Below are 16,385 nucleotides of genomic sequence, written 5' to 3'. Positions count from 1 at the left end.
CTCTCGAAACACTTCCTGCCCAGCCCGACATTTTCCCAAGCCCCACCCCGCAAGGCCTCGAAAGCTTTTGCACGGTCTGCCCGACGAGTTGGCCCCTTGGTTGCATATGCTTGTATGTACAAGTAAATATGAGTATGCAAGAGTATGTCAGTGCCCCGTTTCGATTCATGGACAACGGCGCCTGATCTGCCACACCCATATTCCGCCTGTTCGACACAGGCACCGTCAGCCCAGTGCCTGGGCCGGATTGACTACCGAGGATCGTTACGTGACTACTGACAACAAAACCCCAGCTCAGCAATGGACCAAACGCCGCGATGTGGAAATCCGCGCTGCCCGTGGCACCACACTCACCGCCAAAAGCTGGCTGACCGAAGCGCCGCTGCGGATGCTGATGAACAACCTGGACCCGGAAGTCGCGGAAAACCCGAACGAGCTGGTGGTCTACGGTGGTATCGGTCGCGCCGCACGTAACTGGGAGTGCTACGACAAGATCGTCGAAAGCCTGACCAACCTGAACGAAGACGAGACCCTGCTGGTGCAATCCGGCAAGCCGGTCGGCGTGTTCAAGACCCACAGCAACGCCCCGCGCGTGCTGATCGCCAACTCCAACCTGGTGCCGCACTGGGCCAACTGGGAACACTTCAACGAACTGGACGCCAAAGGCCTGGCCATGTACGGCCAGATGACCGCCGGCAGCTGGATCTACATCGGCAGCCAGGGCATCGTCCAGGGCACCTACGAAACCTTCGTCGAAGCCGGTCGCCAGCACTATGACGGCAACCTGAAAGGCCGCTGGGTACTGACCGCAGGCCTGGGTGGCATGGGTGGCGCGCAACCACTGGCCGCGACCCTGGCCGGCGCCTGCTCGCTGAACATCGAGTGCCAGCAGAGCCGCATCGACTTCCGCCTGAAAAGCCGTTACGTCGACGAGCAGGCAACCGACCTGGACGACGCACTGGCGCGCATCGCCAAGTACACCGCTGAAGGCAAGGCGATCTCCATCGCTCTGCTGGGCAACGCCGCTGAAATCCTTCCGGAACTGGTCCGTCGTGGCGTTCGCCCTGACATGGTCACCGACCAGACCAGCGCCCACGACCCGCTCAACGGCTACCTGCCAAAAGGCTGGACCTGGGAGCAGTACCGCGACCGCGCCATCACCGAGCCTGCTGCCGTGGTCAAGGCCGCCAAGCAGTCGATGGCCGAGCACGTCGAGGCCATGCTGGCGTTCCAGAAACAAGGCATCCCGGCCTTCGATTACGGCAACAACATCCGTCAGATGGCCAAAGAAGAAGGCGTGAGCAACGCATTCGACTTCCCAGGCTTCGTACCGGCCTACATCCGTCCGCTGTTCTGCCGCGGCATCGGCCCGTTCCGCTGGGCGGCGCTGTCGGGCAACGCTGAAGACATCTACAAGACCGACGCCAAGGTCAAGGAACTGATCCCGGACGACGCGCACCTGCACAACTGGCTGGACATGGCCCGCGAGCGCATCAGCTTCCAGGGTCTGCCGGCACGTATCTGCTGGGTCGGCCTGGGCCAGCGCGCCAAGCTGGGTCTGGCGTTCAACGAAATGGTCCGTCGCGGCGAGCTGTCGGCGCCGGTGGTGATCGGCCGTGACCACCTGGACTCGGGTTCGGTATCCAGCCCGAACCGCGAAACCGAATCGATGCAGGACGGCTCGGACGCCGTGTCCGACTGGCCACTGCTCAACGCCCTGCTCAACACCGCGAGCGGCGCGACCTGGGTTTCGCTGCACCACGGTGGCGGCGTCGGCATGGGCTTCTCGCAGCACTCGGGGATGGTGATTGTCTGTGACGGTACTGACGAAGCCGCCGAACGCATCGCCCGCGTCCTGCACAACGACCCTGCGACCGGCGTCATGCGCCACGCCGATGCCGGTTACCAGATCGCCATCGACTGCGCCAAAGAGCAGGGTTTGAACCTGCCGATGATCAACAAGTAAGGCGGCACAACCCGTAGCAGCACGGCTTGCCGTGCCGCCACGGACGATGCGCCACTCACTTGTAGGAGCGCGCTTGCCCGCGATGACGTCAGCCCATCCAACACAATGGGCGACTGACACAACGCTGTCGCGGGCAAGCGCGCTCCTACAGGGAGCTTTCAGCAGAAACACACGCTTTAGGGGAAGGTTTGAGATGGCTGTTCCAGATGATCGTGTTGCAAATGCTTCGGTGATCGAAAGGCGTTCGATCGACTACATTCCTGACGCGGAAAGACATGGTCGTCTGTTCAGTCAATTCACCCTGTGGCTGGGTGCCAACCTGCAGATCACTGCCATCGTCACCGGGGCCCTGGCCGTGGTGCTGGGCGGTGACGTGTTCTGGTCGCTGATCGGCTTGTTCGTCGGTCAACTGCTGGGCGGCGGCGTGATGGCGCTGCACGCGGCGCAAGGGCCGAAGCTGGGCCTGCCGCAGATGATTTCCAGCCGGGTGCAGTTCGGCGTCTACGGGGCGGTAATCCCGTTGGTGCTGGTGTGCCTGATGTACATCGGTTTTTCCGCCAGCGGCTCGTTGCTGGCCGGGCAAGCCGTCGCTCAACTGATTCAGATTCCCGACTGGCAAGGCATCGTGCTGTTCGCCGCCGCCATCGTGATCCTGACCATCTTCGGCTACCGGGTCATCCACATGATCGGCCGGGTCGCCAGCATCATCGGCGTGATCGCCTTCGTCTACCTGTTCGGCGCTTTGCTGGCCGGTAACGATGTCGGCGCGCTGCTGGGCAACAAACACTTCTCGCTGAGCAGCTTTCTGCTGGCGATTTCCCTGTCGGCGTCGTGGCAGATCGCGTTCGGCCCGTATGTCGCGGACTACTCGCGCTACCTGCCGCGCAGCACCTCGGCCCGCAGCACCTTCTGGGCCGTGGGCCTGGGTGCGGTGATCGGCGCACAGGTGTCGATGGTCTTCGGCGTATTCGCCGCCGCCCTGGCCGGCAAGAACTTCGCCCACCACGAAGTGCAGTTCATCGTAAGCCTGGGCGGTACCGGGATCGTCGCCGCGCTGTTGTACTTCAGCATCGCCTTCGGCAAGGTCACCGTGACCACCCTCAACGCCTACGGCAGCTTCATGTCGATTGCCACCATCGTCAGCGGCTTCAAGGGCAACCGGCACATTTCCAGCACGCTGCGCCTGACCTACATTTTCGCCATGGTCGGCATCGCCACCGCACTGGCATTGGCCGGCAAGGACTCGTTCCTCAAGGACTTCTCGGCGTTCATCCTGTTCCTGCTGGCGTTCTTCACGCCGTGGAGCGCGATCAACCTGGTGGATTTCTACTGCATCACCAAGGAACGATATGACATCCCCGCGCTGTCCAACCCTGACGGTCGTTATGGTCGCTGGAACTGGATTGGCATCGGTATCTACGTGATCGGCGTGCTGATCCAGATGCCATTCATCTCCACCCACTTCTACACTGGCCCGTTGGTGGCAGCGCTGGACGACACCGATGTCTCATGGATCATCGGCCTGGTGGTGCCTGCCGCGCTGTATTACATGGCTGCGAAGAAGTGGCCCGGCAAGATTGCCGACCGGCTGATTCTGCCGACCGAACAAGCTGTGCCAGAAAACATCCCCTTCAATACCCGGAGCGTCACACAATGAAAACGAAAAAGGCCCTGCTCTCCACGTTTCTAACCGTCGGCGTGCTCGCCAGTGGCGCCAGTCAGGCCGCGGGTTGGTGTGAATCCGGCAAGCCTGTGAAGTTCGCAGGTCTGAACTGGGAAAGCGCCATGCTGCTGACCGACATCCTGCAAGTGGTGCTGGACAAGGGCTATGGCTGCAAGACCGACAGCCTTCCGGGTAACTCCATCACCATGGAAAACGCCCTGGGCACCAACGATATCCAGGTCTTCTCCGAGGAATGGGTAGGCCGCAGCGAGGTGTGGAACAAGGCCGAGAAGGCCGGCAAAGTGGTCGGCGTCGGGGCGCCGGTCAAGGGTGCAGTCGAAGGCTGGTACGTGCCGCGCTACGTGATCGAAGGCGACGCCAAGCGCAAGCTGGAAGCCAAGGCACCGGACCTGAAGTCCATCGCCGACCTGGGCAAGTACCCGGCGCTGTTCAAGGACGCCGAAGAGCCAGGCAAGGGCCGCTTCTACAACTGCCCGGCTGGCTGGACCTGCGAGCTTGAAAACACCGAGATGCTGAAAAGCTACGGTCTGGAAGACAAGTACACCAACTTCCGCCCAGGCACCGGCCCTGCGCTGGATGCCGCGATTCTCTCCAGCTACAAGCGTGGCGAGCCGATCCTGGCCTACTACTGGTCGCCTACCCCGCTGATGGGCCAGGTCGACATGGTGCGCCTGGAAGAGAAAGCCGGCGTGAACAAGACCATCGACATCAAGGTCGGCCTGTCCAAGACCTTCCACGACGAGGCGCCTGAGCTGGTGGCCGTGATGGAGAAGGTCAATATCCCGATCGACCTGCTGAACCAGAACCTGGCACGCATGACCAAGGACCGCATCGAGTCGCCGAAGCTGGCGAAGATGTTCCTCAAGGAGCACCCTGAAGTCTGGCATCAATGGGTCAGCGAAGATGCTGCCAAGAAGGTTGATGCTTCTCTCTGACTCGCGACTCGATCTGTAGGAGCGCGCTTGCCCGCGACGACGGCAGCCCATCCGACACAATGGGCGCCTGACGCGACGCAATCGCGGGCAAGCGCGCTCCTACAGTGACAGCGCACTATCCGGCAGCAGACGCGTACCACTTACTGGACCGAGATAAACCTATGTTCCCCGAAAGCTTCACGTTCTCCATCGCCAACTGGGTCAACGACTGGGTCGACAAACTGGTCACCAACTATGGCGATGTGTTCCGGCACATTTCCGACACCCTGCTGTGGGCCATCGTCCAGCTCGAAGGCCTGTTGCGCGTGGCGCCGTGGTGGGTGTTGCTGGCCATCGTCGGTGGCATCGCCTGGCACTCGACCCGCAAGATCACCACCACAGCCGTGATCGTCGGCTTGCTGTTCCTGGTCGGCGCCGTCGGCCTGTGGGACAAACTGATGCAGACCCTGGCACTGATGCTGGTCGCCACCTTCATTTCGGTGATCATCGGCGTGCCGCTGGGCATTCTGTCGGCCCGCAGCAACCGCCTGCGCTCGGTGCTGATGCCGCTGCTGGACATCATGCAGACCATGCCCAGCTTCGTTTACCTGATTCCGGTGCTGATGCTGTTCGGCCTGGGCAAGGTCCCGGCGATCTTCGCCACCGTCATCTACGCCGCACCGCCGCTGATTCGCCTGACCGACCTTGGCATCCGCCAGGTTGACGGCGAAGTCATGGAGGCGATCAACGCCTTTGGCGCCAACCGCTGGCAGCAACTGTTCGGCGTGCAACTGCCGCTGGCCCTGCCAAGCATCATGGCCGGGATCAACCAGACCACCATGATGGCCCTGTCGATGGTGGTGATCGCCTCGATGATCGGCGCCCGCGGTCTGGGCGAGGACGTGCTGGTGGGCATTCAGACCCTCAACGTCGGTCGTGGCCTGGAAGCGGGTCTGGCCATCGTCATCCTGGCGGTCGTGATCGACCGCATCACACAGGCCTATGGCCGTCCACGGCATGAGGCGAACAAATAATGAGCGTCGAATCGATCAAAACCGCCGACAAGATTGTCGTCAAAAACGTCTACAAGATCTTCGGCAGCCGCGCCAAAGAGGCGCTGGCCATGGTTCAGCAGAGCCAGAGCAAGGATCAGGTGCTGTCGCAGACCGGCTGCGTGGTCGGCGTGAACGACCTGTCGCTGTCCATCGGCAGCGGCGAGATCTTCGTCATCATGGGCCTGTCCGGTTCCGGCAAATCGACCCTGGTGCGCCACTTCAACCGCCTGATCGATCCCACCAGCGGCGAGATCCTGGTCGATGGCGAGAACATCCTGGCCTATGACACCGAAGCCCTGCGCGACTTCCGCCGCCGCAAGATCAGCATGGTGTTCCAGAGCTTCGGCCTGCTACCCCACAAGACCGTGACCGAAAACGTCGCCTACGGCCTGACCATTCGTGGCGAGAGCAAGGCCCAGTGCGCCGAGCGCGCGCAGCACTGGATCACCACCGTGGGCCTGAAGGGCTACGAGAAGAAATACCCGCACCAGCTCTCCGGCGGCATGCGTCAGCGCGTCGGCCTGGCCCGCGCGCTGGCAGCCGACACCGACATCATCCTGATGGACGAGGCCTTCAGCGCCCTCGACCCGCTGATCCGCGCCGAGATGCAGGACCAGTTGCTGGAGCTGCAATCGACCCTGCACAAGACCATCGTGTTCATCACCCACGACCTGGACGAAGCCGTGCGCATCGGCAACCGGATCGCCATCCTCAAGGACGGCAAGCTGATCCAGGTGGGAACACCGAAAGAAATCCTCTACCAGCCCGCCGATGAATACGTCGATCGTTTCGTCCAGCGGCGCGTGGCGACCCTTTAAGGACGGCAGCACTCATGTCGCGAGCAGAACAGATCATCATCGGCGATGCACCGGTCACCTGGCGGGACATCACCGCCGTGGCCCGTCATGGCGCACACCTGGCCCTGTCGGACGGCGCCTGGGCACGCATCGACAACGCCCAGGCCATCGTGCAGCGCATCGTCACCAGCGGTGAACGCGCCTATGGCGTGAACACCGGGCTTGGCGCGCTGTGCAACGTGTCGCTGGAGCGCGAGCAGTTGAGCCGCCTTTCGCGCAACACCCTGCTCAGCCATGCCTGCGGCGTCGGCCCCGTGCTGCCCGATGAACAGACTCGCGCCATCACCTGCGCCGCCATCGTCAACTACACCCAGGGCAAGTCCGGCATTCACCGTCAGGTGGTGCAGGCGCTGCTGGACCTGCTCAACCATCGCATCACGCCGCAGGTGCCGTCCCAGGGCTCGGTGGGTTACCTGACCCACATGGCCCACGTCGGCGTCGCGCTGCTGGGCGTCGGCCAGGTCAGCTATCGCGGCCAGGTGGTGTCGGCCTTGCAGGCGCTGAACGAAGAAGGCCTCTCGCCAGTTGAACTGGGTGCCAAGGACGGGCTGTGCCTGGTCAACGGCACACCGTGCATGACCGGCCTCGGTTGCCTGGCCATCGCCGACGTGAACCGCCTGATGCAGTGGGCAGACGTCATCAGTGCCATGACCTTCGAGGGTCTGCGCGGCCAGCTCGACGCATTCGACGAAACCATCATCGCCCTCAAGCCGCATCCTGGCATGCAGCAGGTGGGCAAGAACCTGCGCGGGCTTTTGGCGGGCAGCGAAGTGCTGGCCAACAGCCAGGGCATTCGCACCCAGGACGCCTTGAGCATCCGCTCGATCCCGCAGGTCCATGGTGCCACCCGCGACCAGCTGTCCCACGCCACGCGGCAGATCGAAACCGAGCTCAACTCGGCCACCGACAACCCGCTGCTGTTGGGCACGCCCGAGGCGTATCGCGTGGTGTCCCAGGCCAACCCCCACGGCCAGTCCGTGGCGATGGCTGCCGACCTGCTGGCGATTGCCATGGCCGAGCTGGGTTCAATTGCCGAGCGCCGCCTGGACCGCCTGATCAACCCGACGGTCAGCGGCCTGCCGGCGTTTCTGGTCAGCCAGCCTGGGGTCAACTCCGGGATGATGATCGTGCAGTACGTCGCCGCCTCCCTGTGCGCGGAAAATCGCCAGATGGCGCAGCCGGCGGTCATCGACAACTACGTGACCTCGGGCCTGCAGGAAGATCACCTGAGCATGGGCACCAGCGCCGCCCTCAAGCTGCACAAGGTGCTGGAGAACGTCACGCAGATCCTCGCCATCGAGTACCTGCTGGCCGCCCAGGCCTTCGAATTCTTCAAGGGCCCGCGCTTCGGCGTCGGCACCGAAGCTGCGTGGCGCCTGCTGCGCGAGCGCGTGCCGGCCTATGACGAAGACCGCTGGCTAGCCCCCGACATTGCCAGCAGCGTGACCCTGCTCAAGAACGAAGAATCGCTGGAAACCGTCTTTCAGGTCTGCCGCGATTACGCGGCAACCCATAACAGCAACAGTCGCAGTCCGAGCGCCACAAGCGCGGAACAGGCAGGAGCCGGTTCAAGGCACGCGACAGCCATCAACGAAGGAGTAGCAGCATCGTGACCGATACCCAAAAGGCGACCCCGCTGAACCTGATCCCCGGCCAGTTGACCCTGGCGCAACTGCGCGCGATCTATCAGCAACCCGTGACCCTGACGCTGGACGCCAGCGCCGACCAGCAGATCGAAAACAGCGTGGCCTGCGTCGAGCAGATCCTGGCCGAAAACCGCACCGCCTACGGCATCAACACCGGTTTCGGCCTGCTGGCATCGACCCGCATCGCCAGCGCCGATCTGGAAAACCTGCAGCGCTCGCTGGTGCTGTCCCACGCCGCCGGTGTCGGCGAGCCGATCAGCGATGCGCTGGTGCGCCTGATCATGGTGCTCAAGGTCAACAGCCTGAGCCGTGGTTTCTCCGGTATTCGTCGTCAGGTCATCGACGGCCTGATCGCGCTGATCAACGCCGAGGTCTACCCACACATTCCGCTCAAGGGTTCGGTCGGCGCATCCGGCGACCTGGCTCCGCTGGCGCACATGTCGCTGGTGCTGCTGGGCGAAGGCAAGGCCCGGCACAAGGGCCAGTGGGTCAACGCCGTGGAAGCACTGGCTGTGGCCGGCCTCAAACCGCTGACCCTGGCGGCCAAGGAAGGTCTGGCGCTGCTCAACGGCACCCAGGTGTCCACCGCCTATGCCCTGCGCGGCCTGTTCGAAGGCGAAGATCTGTTCGCCGGTGCCTTGAGCTGCGGCGCCCTGACCGTCGAGGCGGTGCTGGGCTCGCGTTCGCCATTCGATGCGCGCATCCATGCCGCTCGCGGCCAGCGCGGGCAGATCGATTCCGCTGCTGCTTATCGCGACCTGCTGGGCGACGCCAGCCAGGTGTCCGAATCCCACCGCGACTGCGACAAGGTGCAGGACCCCTACTCCCTGCGTTGCCAGCCACAAGTCATGGGCGCCTGCCTGACTCAACTGCGCCAGGCGTCCGAAGTGCTGGCCATCGAAGCCAACGCCGTGTCGGACAACCCGCTGGTGTTCGCCGCCGAAGGCGAAGTGATCTCCGGCGGCAACTTCCACGCCGAACCTGTGGCCATGGCCGCGGACAACATCGCCCTGGCCATCGCCGAAATCGGCTCGCTGAGCGAACGCCGCATCTCGCTGATGATGGACAAGCACATGTCCCAGTTGCCGCCGTTTCTGGTGGCCAACGGCGGCGTCAACTCCGGCTTCATGATCGCCCAGGTGACTGCTGCGGCGCTGGCGAGCGAGAACAAGGCCCTGTCCCATCCGCACAGCGTCGACAGCCTGCCGACCTCCGCCAACCAGGAAGACCATGTGTCCATGGCGCCGGCTGCCGGCAAGCGCCTGTGGGAAATGGCGGAAAACACCCGTGGCGTTCTGGCTGTAGAATGGCTGGCTGCGTGTCAGGGTCTGGATCTGCGCAATGGTCTGAAGACCTCGGAAAAACTGGAAATCGCTCGCACGACCTTGCGTGGCAAGGTTCCGTTCTATGAGAAAGACCGCTTCTTCGCCCCTGACATCGAGGCCGCCACCGCGCTTCTGGCATCCAATTGCCTGAGCGAACTGGTGTCCGCTGACCTGCTGCCGAGCTTCTGATCGGGACAGGCCAGGGACGGCCTGTCATTGAAATGAGGATTTGGGCACGAGCCTCTTGTAGGAGCGCGCTTGCCCGCGACAGCGGTGTGTCAGCCGACGGATAGGCAAATGACACACCGCAGTCGCGGGCAAGCGCGCTCCTACGGGACGTGCGCTCTTCATTTCAGCAAAAGAACTACCAGGAAAAGCGTGAGATGAAACCGCAAAACGCAACAGATCTTAAACGCGGGCTCAGCGCCCGGCACATTCGCTTCATGGCGCTGGGCTCGGCGATCGGCACCGGGCTGTTCTATGGCTCGGCGTCCGCCATCAAACTGGCCGGCCCCGCCGTGCTGCTGGTCTACCTCATCGCGGGCGCCGCGGTGTACATGGTCATGCGCGCCCTGGGCGAGATGGCCGTACGCAATCCTGTGGCAGGCTCGTTCAGCGAGTACGCCACGCAATACCTGGGCCCCATGGCAGGTTTCGTCCTGGGCTGGACCTACGCATTCGAAATGATCATCGTCTGCCTGGCCGACGTCACGGCGTTCGGGATCTACATGGGTTTCTGGTTCCCCGAAGTGCCCCGCTGGATCTGGGTGCTCGGCATCGTTTTCGTGATTGGCGCGCTCAACCTGTGCAGCGTCAAAGTGTTTGGCGAGACTGAATTCTGGCTGTCGCTGCTCAAGGTCGGCGCGATCATCGCCATGATCCTCGCAGGCTTCGGCATCCTGCTGTTCGGCATCGGCTCATCGGCCGGCGACAGCGTCAGCCACGTGAGCAACCTGTGGACCCAGGGCGGCTTCATGCCCAACGGCGTCAGTGGCCTGGTCGCGGCGCTGGCCGTGGTGATGTTCGCCTTTGGCGGCATTGAAATCATTGGCGTGGCCGCAGGCGAAGCGCGCGACCCCGAGCGCGTGATTCCCCGCGCGATCAACGCGGTGCCGCTGCGCATCCTGCTGTTTTACGTGCTGACGCTGTTCGTATTGATGTCGCTCTACCCGTGGCAGGAAATCGGCAGCCAGGGCAGCCCCTTCGTGCAGATTTTCGAAAAACTGGGAATTCCGTCTGCGGCGATCATCCTCAACATCGTGGTGATCTCGGCAGCCGTTTCGGCGATCAACAGCGACATCTTCGGCGCGGGCCGCATGATGTACGGCCTGGCGCGACAAGGCCAGGCGCCCAAGGGTTTCGCGCAGCTTTCCGGCGCAGGCGTGCCGTGGATGACCGTGCTGGTGATGGGCGGCGCGCTGCTGGTCGGCGTGGTGCTGAACTACCTGATTCCGGAAAACGTGTTCCTGCTGATCGCGTCCATCGCCACCTTCGCCACCGTCTGGGTGTGGCTGATGATTCTGGTGACGCAGATCGCCATGCGCCGCTCGATGAGCAAGGACGAAGTCGCACAACTGAAATTCCCGGTCCCGTTCTGGCCCGCCGCGCCCATCGCCGCCACCGCGTTCATGGTGTTCGTGTTCGCCGTGCTGGGTTACTTCCCGGACACGCAAGCGGCCCTGGTGGTCGGCGCGGTGTGGATCGTGTTGCTGGTGGTTGCATACCGGGTCTGGGTCAAGCCCGGACAGAATCGGGTCATAAACACAGCCCCGTAGCAGCACGGCTTGCCGGCGGGGCGGTGTGTCAGCCGACGATAAATTGCCTGACACACCGCTCCCGCCGGCAAGCCGCGCTGCTACGGGGCATTACAACTGTTTTGTGGAGGCACTGATGAAAACGCTCTGGCACAACTGTCACGCAGCAAGCATGGCGAACGGCTCTTACTCGATCATCGAGGACGCGGCCATCGTCACCGACGGCGCGCATATCGCCTGGATCGGCCCGCGTGCTGAGTTGCCAGAGCAAGGCGAGGTGCAATCGGTGGACCTGGCCGGTGCCTGGGTCACCCCCGGCCTGATCGACTGCCACACCCACACCGTGTTCGGCGGCAACCGCAGCGGTGAATTCGAGCAGCGTCTGCAAGGCGTGAGCTACGCGGAAATCGCAGCCGCCGGTGGCGGTATCGCCAGCACCGTGCGCGCCACCCGCGCAGCCAGCGAAGAACAGTTGTACGCCAGCGCCGAGCGCCGTCTGCTGCACCTGATGAAAGACGGCGTGACCACGGTCGAGATCAAGTCCGGCTACGGCCTGGACCTGGCCAACGAGCGCAAGATGCTGCGCGTCGCCCGGCAACTGGGCGAGAAACTCCCGGTCACCGTGCGCAGCACCTGCCTGGCCGCCCACGCCCTGCCGCCGGAATACAAGGATCAGTCCGACGCCTACATCTCGCACATCTGCAGCGAGATGCTGCCGGCGCTGGCAGCCGAAGATCTGGTGGACGCTGTCGATGCCTTCTGCGAATACCTGGCGTTTTCCCCCGCGCAGGTCGAGCAGGTGTTCATCACCGCAGGCGAGCTGGGATTGCCGGTCAAGCTGCACGCCGAGCAACTGTCGTCGCTGCACGGCTCGAGCCTGGCGGCGCGCTATCAGGCGCTGTCGGCCGACCATCTGGAATTCATGACCGAGGAAGACGCCATCGCCATGGCCGCCTCGGGCACCGTCGCCGTGCTGCTGCCGGGGGCGTTCTACTTCCTGCGCGAAACCCAGTTGCCGCCGATGGATGCCTTGCGCAAGCACGGCGTGAAGATCGCCATCGCCACCGACCTCAACCCTGGCACCTCGCCGGGCCTGTCCCTGCGCCTGATGCTGAACATGGCCTGCACCCTGTTCCGCATGACGCCGGAAGAAGCCCTGGCCGGCGCCACGATCCATGCCGCCCAGGCGATGGGCATGGCTGACACCCATGGCTCGCTGGAAGTGGGCAAGGTCGCCGACTTCGTGGCCTGGAACATCGAACGCCCGGCGGACCTGGCCTATTGGCTGGGCGGGGATCTGGACAAGCGCGTCGTGCGTCACGGCGTGGAAAGTCGTTTCTAATCAGGAGAACATTGTGGATAAGGTTCTGAGTTTCACTCGCGGTCGTGTACCGCTGCTCATCAGCATGCCGCATCCGGGGCTGAACCTGACGCCGGTGGTGCGCGACGGCCTGGTGGACGAGGCAGTCAGCCTGCCGGACACCGACTGGCACATCCCGCGCCTGTATGACTTCGCCCACGACCTGGGTGCCAGCGTACTGGCCGCCGAATACTCGCGCTTCGTCATCGACCTCAACCGTCCCTCCGACGACAAGCCGCTGTACGCCGGCGCGACCACCGGGCTGTTCCCTTCGACGCTGTTCGAAGGCGACCCGCTGTTCAAGCCGGGCCAGGAGCCGAGCAAGGAAGAGCGCGCGACTTATCTCGCGAAAATCTGGACGCCGTACCATGACACCCTGCGCAATGAGCTGGAGCGCCTGCGCGACGAGTTCGGCTACGCGCTGCTGTTCGACGCCCACTCGATTCGCGGGCACATTCCGCACCTGTTCGATGGCCGCCTGCCGGACTTCAACCTGGGCACCTTCAACGGCGCGAGCTGCGATGAAACCCTGGCCAAACGCCTGGAAGCCACCTGCGCCGCCGCCAAGGACTACAGCCATGTGCTCAACGGCAGGTTCAAGGGCGGCCACATCACCCGCCACTACGGCAACCCGGCCGAACACATACACGCCGTGCAGCTGGAGCTGGCGCAGAGCAACTACATGGACGAGTTCGTGCCCTTCCACTACCGCCCTGAGCTGGCCGACCCGACGCGGGTGGTGTTGAAGCAGTTATTGCAGCAGATGATCGATTGGGGCCGCGAGACTTACGGCAAGTAAGCAAGGTTCTCGTGGGAGCGCGCTTGCCCGCGACTGCGGTGCGTCAGGTACGAATGTGTGTACTGACACACTGCGGTCGCGGGCAAGCGCGCTCCTACAGGGTTGTGGCGTCTATTTGCGAAGCAACCGCAACCCGTTGAACACCACCAGCAAACTCACGCCCATGTCGGCGAAGACCGCCATCCACATGGTCGCCATCCCTGCAAAGGTCACCACCAGAAAGATCGCCTTGATGACCAGCGCCAAGGCGATGTTCTGCTTGAGCACCGCGGCGGTATCCCGAGACAGGCGAATGAACGCCGGGATCTTGCGCAAGTCGTCGTCCATCAACGCCACGTCAGCCGTCTCGATGGCGGTGTCCGTTCCCGCTGCCGCCATGGCGAAGCCGATCTCGGCCCGAGCCAGCGCCGGGGCGTCGTTGATACCGTCGCCGACCATGCCCACCCGATGGTTCTGCGCGTACAGCGCTTCAATGGCCTGCAGCTTGTCGGTCGGCAGCAGATCACCCTTCGCCTGATCGATGCCCACCTGAGCGGCAATCGCCTTGGCCGTGTGCGGGTTATCGCCGGTCAGCATCAGGGTTTTCACCCCCAGAGCATGCAACTGCGCGATGGCATCCCGGCTGGTTTCCTTGACCGTATCGGCCACGGCGAACAACGCCAGCGCACCGCTCGTATCGAACAGCAACACCACCGTTTTGCCCTGTGCCTCCAGCGCCTCAAGGCGCGCTTCAAGTGCCGGCGAACACAGCCCGGCCTCGTGCACCAGCCGATGGTTGCCCAGGTGATACAGGCGCCCTTCGATCTCGCCTTTCACACCCCGACCGCCCAGCGCCTCGAACGCTTCCACCGGCAAATGCCCATCCGGCCCGAACGCCTTGGCGATGGCCTGGGAAACCGGGTGATCGGAACGCCCTGCAAGGCTTGCAGAGATGGCCAAGGCCCGCTCGCCAAACGCCTCATCGAGCAGCACGTAGTCGGTCTGCACCGGCTTGCCGTGAGTGATGGTGCCCGTCTTGTCCAGCGCCAGACAATCGAGCTTGTGGCCCATTTCCAGATAGACGCCGCCCTTGACCAGAATCCCCTTGCGCGCCGCCGCAGCCAAGCCGCTGACGATGCTCACCGGCGTGGAAATCACCAGCGCACAGGGGCAGGCCACCACCAGCAACACCAGCGCGCGATAGATCCAGTCGAACCAGTCCGCGCCCATGAACAGCGGCGGGACGATGGCCACCGCCAGGGCCAGAACGAACACTGCGGGCGTGTAGACCTTCGAGAAGCTGTCGACGAAGCGCTGGGTCGGCGCCCGCGCACCTTGCGCCGCTTCGACTGCATGGATGATCCGCGCCAGCGTCGAGTCGTTCGCCGCTGCGGTCACCCGGTATTCCAGGGAGCCAGCCTGATTGATAGTCCCGGCGAACACCTTGTCACCGATGTTCTTCTCCACCGGCAGGCTTTCGCCGGTGATGGGCGCCTGGTCGATGGTCGAATGCCCGGCCACCACTTCGCCGTCCAGCCCGATACGTTCGCCCGGCTTGACCCGCACCACGCTGCCCAGCACGATCTGTTTGGCCTCGGCTTCGACCCACTGGCTGTCCTGCTGCACGGTGACCATCTGCGGAGTCAGTTGCATCAAGCCGCTGATCGCGTTGCGAGCACGGTCCAGGGAGCGGGCCTCGATCAACTCGGCCACGGTAAACAGAAACATCACCATCGCCGCTTCCGGCCACTGCCCGATCAGCACGGCGCCAGTCACCGCGATGCTCATCAGCGCGTTGATGTTGAGGTTGAAGTTCTTCAGGGCGATCCAGCCCTTTTTGTAGGTGGTCAGGCCGCAGCTGACAATCGCCACCAGGGCAACCAGCGCTACCACCCAGTTGGGCGCGGCATTGGTGAAATGAATGACCTCCGCCGCCACCGCAGCGACGCCGGACAGCGCCAACGGCCACCAGGCTTTCTTCGCCGCAGGCGCAACGGCTTTGTCGCTATCGCCGCCCGCTTCGATCAGGTCCGCCTGCATGCCCAGCGTGCCGATGGCCTCGCGAATCGGCTCGGCAGAAGGCAGCTCGTGCCACACGCCCAGCACGCGGTTGATCAGGTTGAATTCCAGCTTCTGGATGCCCGCCATCTTGCCCAGCTTGTTCTGGATGAGCGTCTGTTCGGTGGGGCAGTCCATGGCTTCGATGCGGAACTGGCTCAGGCGCCCGTCTTCAGTGGCCGTGCCGACAGTGACACTGGCTGGCGCGCTGTTATGGGAGCAGCAGGAATGGGCGTGATGCTCGTGCTTGCCCACGGGGGTGAACTTGCCCGGTGCAGCGTCATGGAAGGCATGGCCGTGGCCGTGATGGTCATGGCCTGCGTGATCGTTTGGCGAATGCTTGTGTACAGAGTCACTCATAAGTCGAGTCTCTAAGTGTGCTTGTTGCCAAGTGAACACCCTGTAGCCACTATAGGGTCAAGCCACAAAACGGGATGGGTCCTCATGAAAGCGTCTTTCAAGATTGGCGAACTGGCAAAACTCACTGACTGCGCCGTGGAAACCATCCGCTATTACGAGCGCGAGGGCCTGTTGTCCGAGCCTGCGCGCAGCGAGGGCAACTACCGGCTTTACACCCAGGAGCATGTCGAGCGGCTGACCTTCATCCGCAACTGCCGCAGCCTGGACATGACCCTCGACGAAATCCGCAGCCTGCTGACCTTGCGTGACAGCCCCCAGGATCAGTGCCAGAGCGTCAACTCGCTGATCGACGAGCACATCCAGCACGTCAGCGCCCGCATCGTCAGCCTGCAGGCGTTGCAGGCACAGTTGGTCGACCTGCGCCAGCGTTGCAGCGAAGGGGCACCGGATCATTGCGGGATTCTGGATCGGCTGGAAGTCAGCGGCAGCGTGGTTACGCCGGAAGTCGAGCATTCCCACGTAGGCCGCAGCCACGGGCATTGACTGGCCGGCACCACATCCCTGTAGGAGCGCGCTTGCCCGCGACTGCGGTGTGTCAGCTAACCTATCCGTATCTGACACACCGCAG

12 protein-coding genes are annotated in these 16,385 nt (G+C 63.5%); 11 read left to right on the top strand and 1 reads right to left on the bottom strand.

The genetic code is table 11. The features are described from left to right. Window positions 1-268: 268 nt before the first annotated feature. The 10 genes from hutU to hutG all read left to right on the top strand — a co-directional run bounded on the left by hutU (window position 269) and on the right by hutG (window position 13,360). Entirely contained in the window at window positions 269-1,966 is a 1,698-nt protein-coding gene (hutU, locus tag ACIPO9_RS04765; protein WP_400779101.1) for a urocanate hydratase, read from the top strand. A gap of 193 nt (window positions 1,967-2,159) precedes the next feature. Next, the gene (locus ACIPO9_RS04760; protein WP_274134979.1) at window positions 2,160-3,623 is read left to right on the top strand and encodes a cytosine permease; all 1,464 of its coding nucleotides are present in this window, start codon (window positions 2,160-2,162) and stop codon (window positions 3,621-3,623) included. Next, window positions 3,620-4,585, top strand: a complete 966-nt coding sequence (locus ACIPO9_RS04755; RefSeq protein ID WP_400779099.1) for an ABC transporter substrate-binding protein — start codon at window positions 3,620-3,622, stop codon at window positions 4,583-4,585. The genes ACIPO9_RS04760 and ACIPO9_RS04755 overlap by 4 nt, the downstream gene beginning before the upstream one ends. A 161-nt stretch (window positions 4,586-4,746) precedes the next feature. Continuing rightward, window positions 4,747-5,598, top strand: coding sequence for a proline/glycine betaine ABC transporter permease (locus tag ACIPO9_RS04750; RefSeq protein ID WP_274134981.1), 852 nt, complete (start codon window positions 4,747-4,749; stop codon window positions 5,596-5,598). Further along, window positions 5,598-6,437: a glycine betaine/L-proline ABC transporter ATP-binding protein gene (locus tag ACIPO9_RS04745; protein WP_274134983.1), complete on the top strand. Its 840-nt coding sequence runs from the start codon at window positions 5,598-5,600 to the stop codon at window positions 6,435-6,437. Before ACIPO9_RS04750 ends, ACIPO9_RS04745 begins: the two co-directional genes overlap by 1 nt. 14 nt (window positions 6,438-6,451) lie before the next feature. Next, window positions 6,452-8,089, top strand: coding sequence for a histidine ammonia-lyase (hutH, locus tag ACIPO9_RS04740; RefSeq protein ID WP_274134984.1), 1,638 nt, complete (start codon window positions 6,452-6,454; stop codon window positions 8,087-8,089). Next, window positions 8,086-9,636 (top strand): histidine ammonia-lyase, encoded by a 1,551-nt coding sequence (hutH, locus tag ACIPO9_RS04735; protein ID WP_400779097.1) that lies wholly within the window; start codon window positions 8,086-8,088, stop codon window positions 9,634-9,636. The genes hutH (ACIPO9_RS04740) and hutH (ACIPO9_RS04735) overlap by 4 nt, the downstream gene beginning before the upstream one ends. A gap of 194 nt (window positions 9,637-9,830) precedes the next feature. Next, window positions 9,831-11,222, top strand: coding sequence for an amino acid permease (locus ACIPO9_RS04730; protein WP_400605819.1), 1,392 nt, complete (start codon window positions 9,831-9,833; stop codon window positions 11,220-11,222). A gap of 115 nt (window positions 11,223-11,337) precedes the next feature. Beyond that, window positions 11,338-12,543 carry an imidazolonepropionase gene (gene hutI / locus ACIPO9_RS04725; protein ID WP_400779095.1) on the top strand — a complete coding sequence of 402 codons (1,206 nt, stop codon included), beginning with the start codon at window positions 11,338-11,340 and terminating at the stop codon, window positions 12,541-12,543. Between the two features lie 13 nt (window positions 12,544-12,556). After that, window positions 12,557-13,360, top strand: a complete 804-nt coding sequence (gene hutG, locus ACIPO9_RS04720; RefSeq protein WP_400779094.1) for an N-formylglutamate deformylase — start codon at window positions 12,557-12,559, stop codon at window positions 13,358-13,360. 111 nt (window positions 13,361-13,471) lie between these two features. Here hutG and ACIPO9_RS04715 read toward each other — a convergent pair whose 3' ends face one another. Further along, on the bottom strand, window positions 13,472-15,757 hold the full coding sequence (locus ACIPO9_RS04715) for a heavy metal translocating P-type ATPase (RefSeq protein ID WP_400779092.1): 2,286 nt from the start codon (window positions 15,755-15,757) through the stop codon (window positions 13,472-13,474). 84 nt (window positions 15,758-15,841) lie between these two features. On the opposite strand from ACIPO9_RS04715, the gene cadR reads away from it, so the two are divergent. Further along, complete coding sequence (gene cadR, locus ACIPO9_RS04710; RefSeq protein WP_274134989.1) at window positions 15,842-16,300, top strand: Cd(II)/Pb(II)-responsive transcriptional regulator; 459 nt, start codon at window positions 15,842-15,844, stop codon at window positions 16,298-16,300. Window positions 16,301-16,385: the final 85 nt, after the last annotated feature.

This window comes from Pseudomonas sp. NPDC090203 (assembly GCF_044746765.1).
GTDB lineage: Bacteria > Pseudomonadota > Gammaproteobacteria > Pseudomonadales > Pseudomonadaceae > Aquipseudomonas > Aquipseudomonas putida_AD.
The sequence above is the reverse complement of the archived record's forward strand: the minus strand, read 5'-3'. Positions and strand labels throughout refer to the sequence as shown.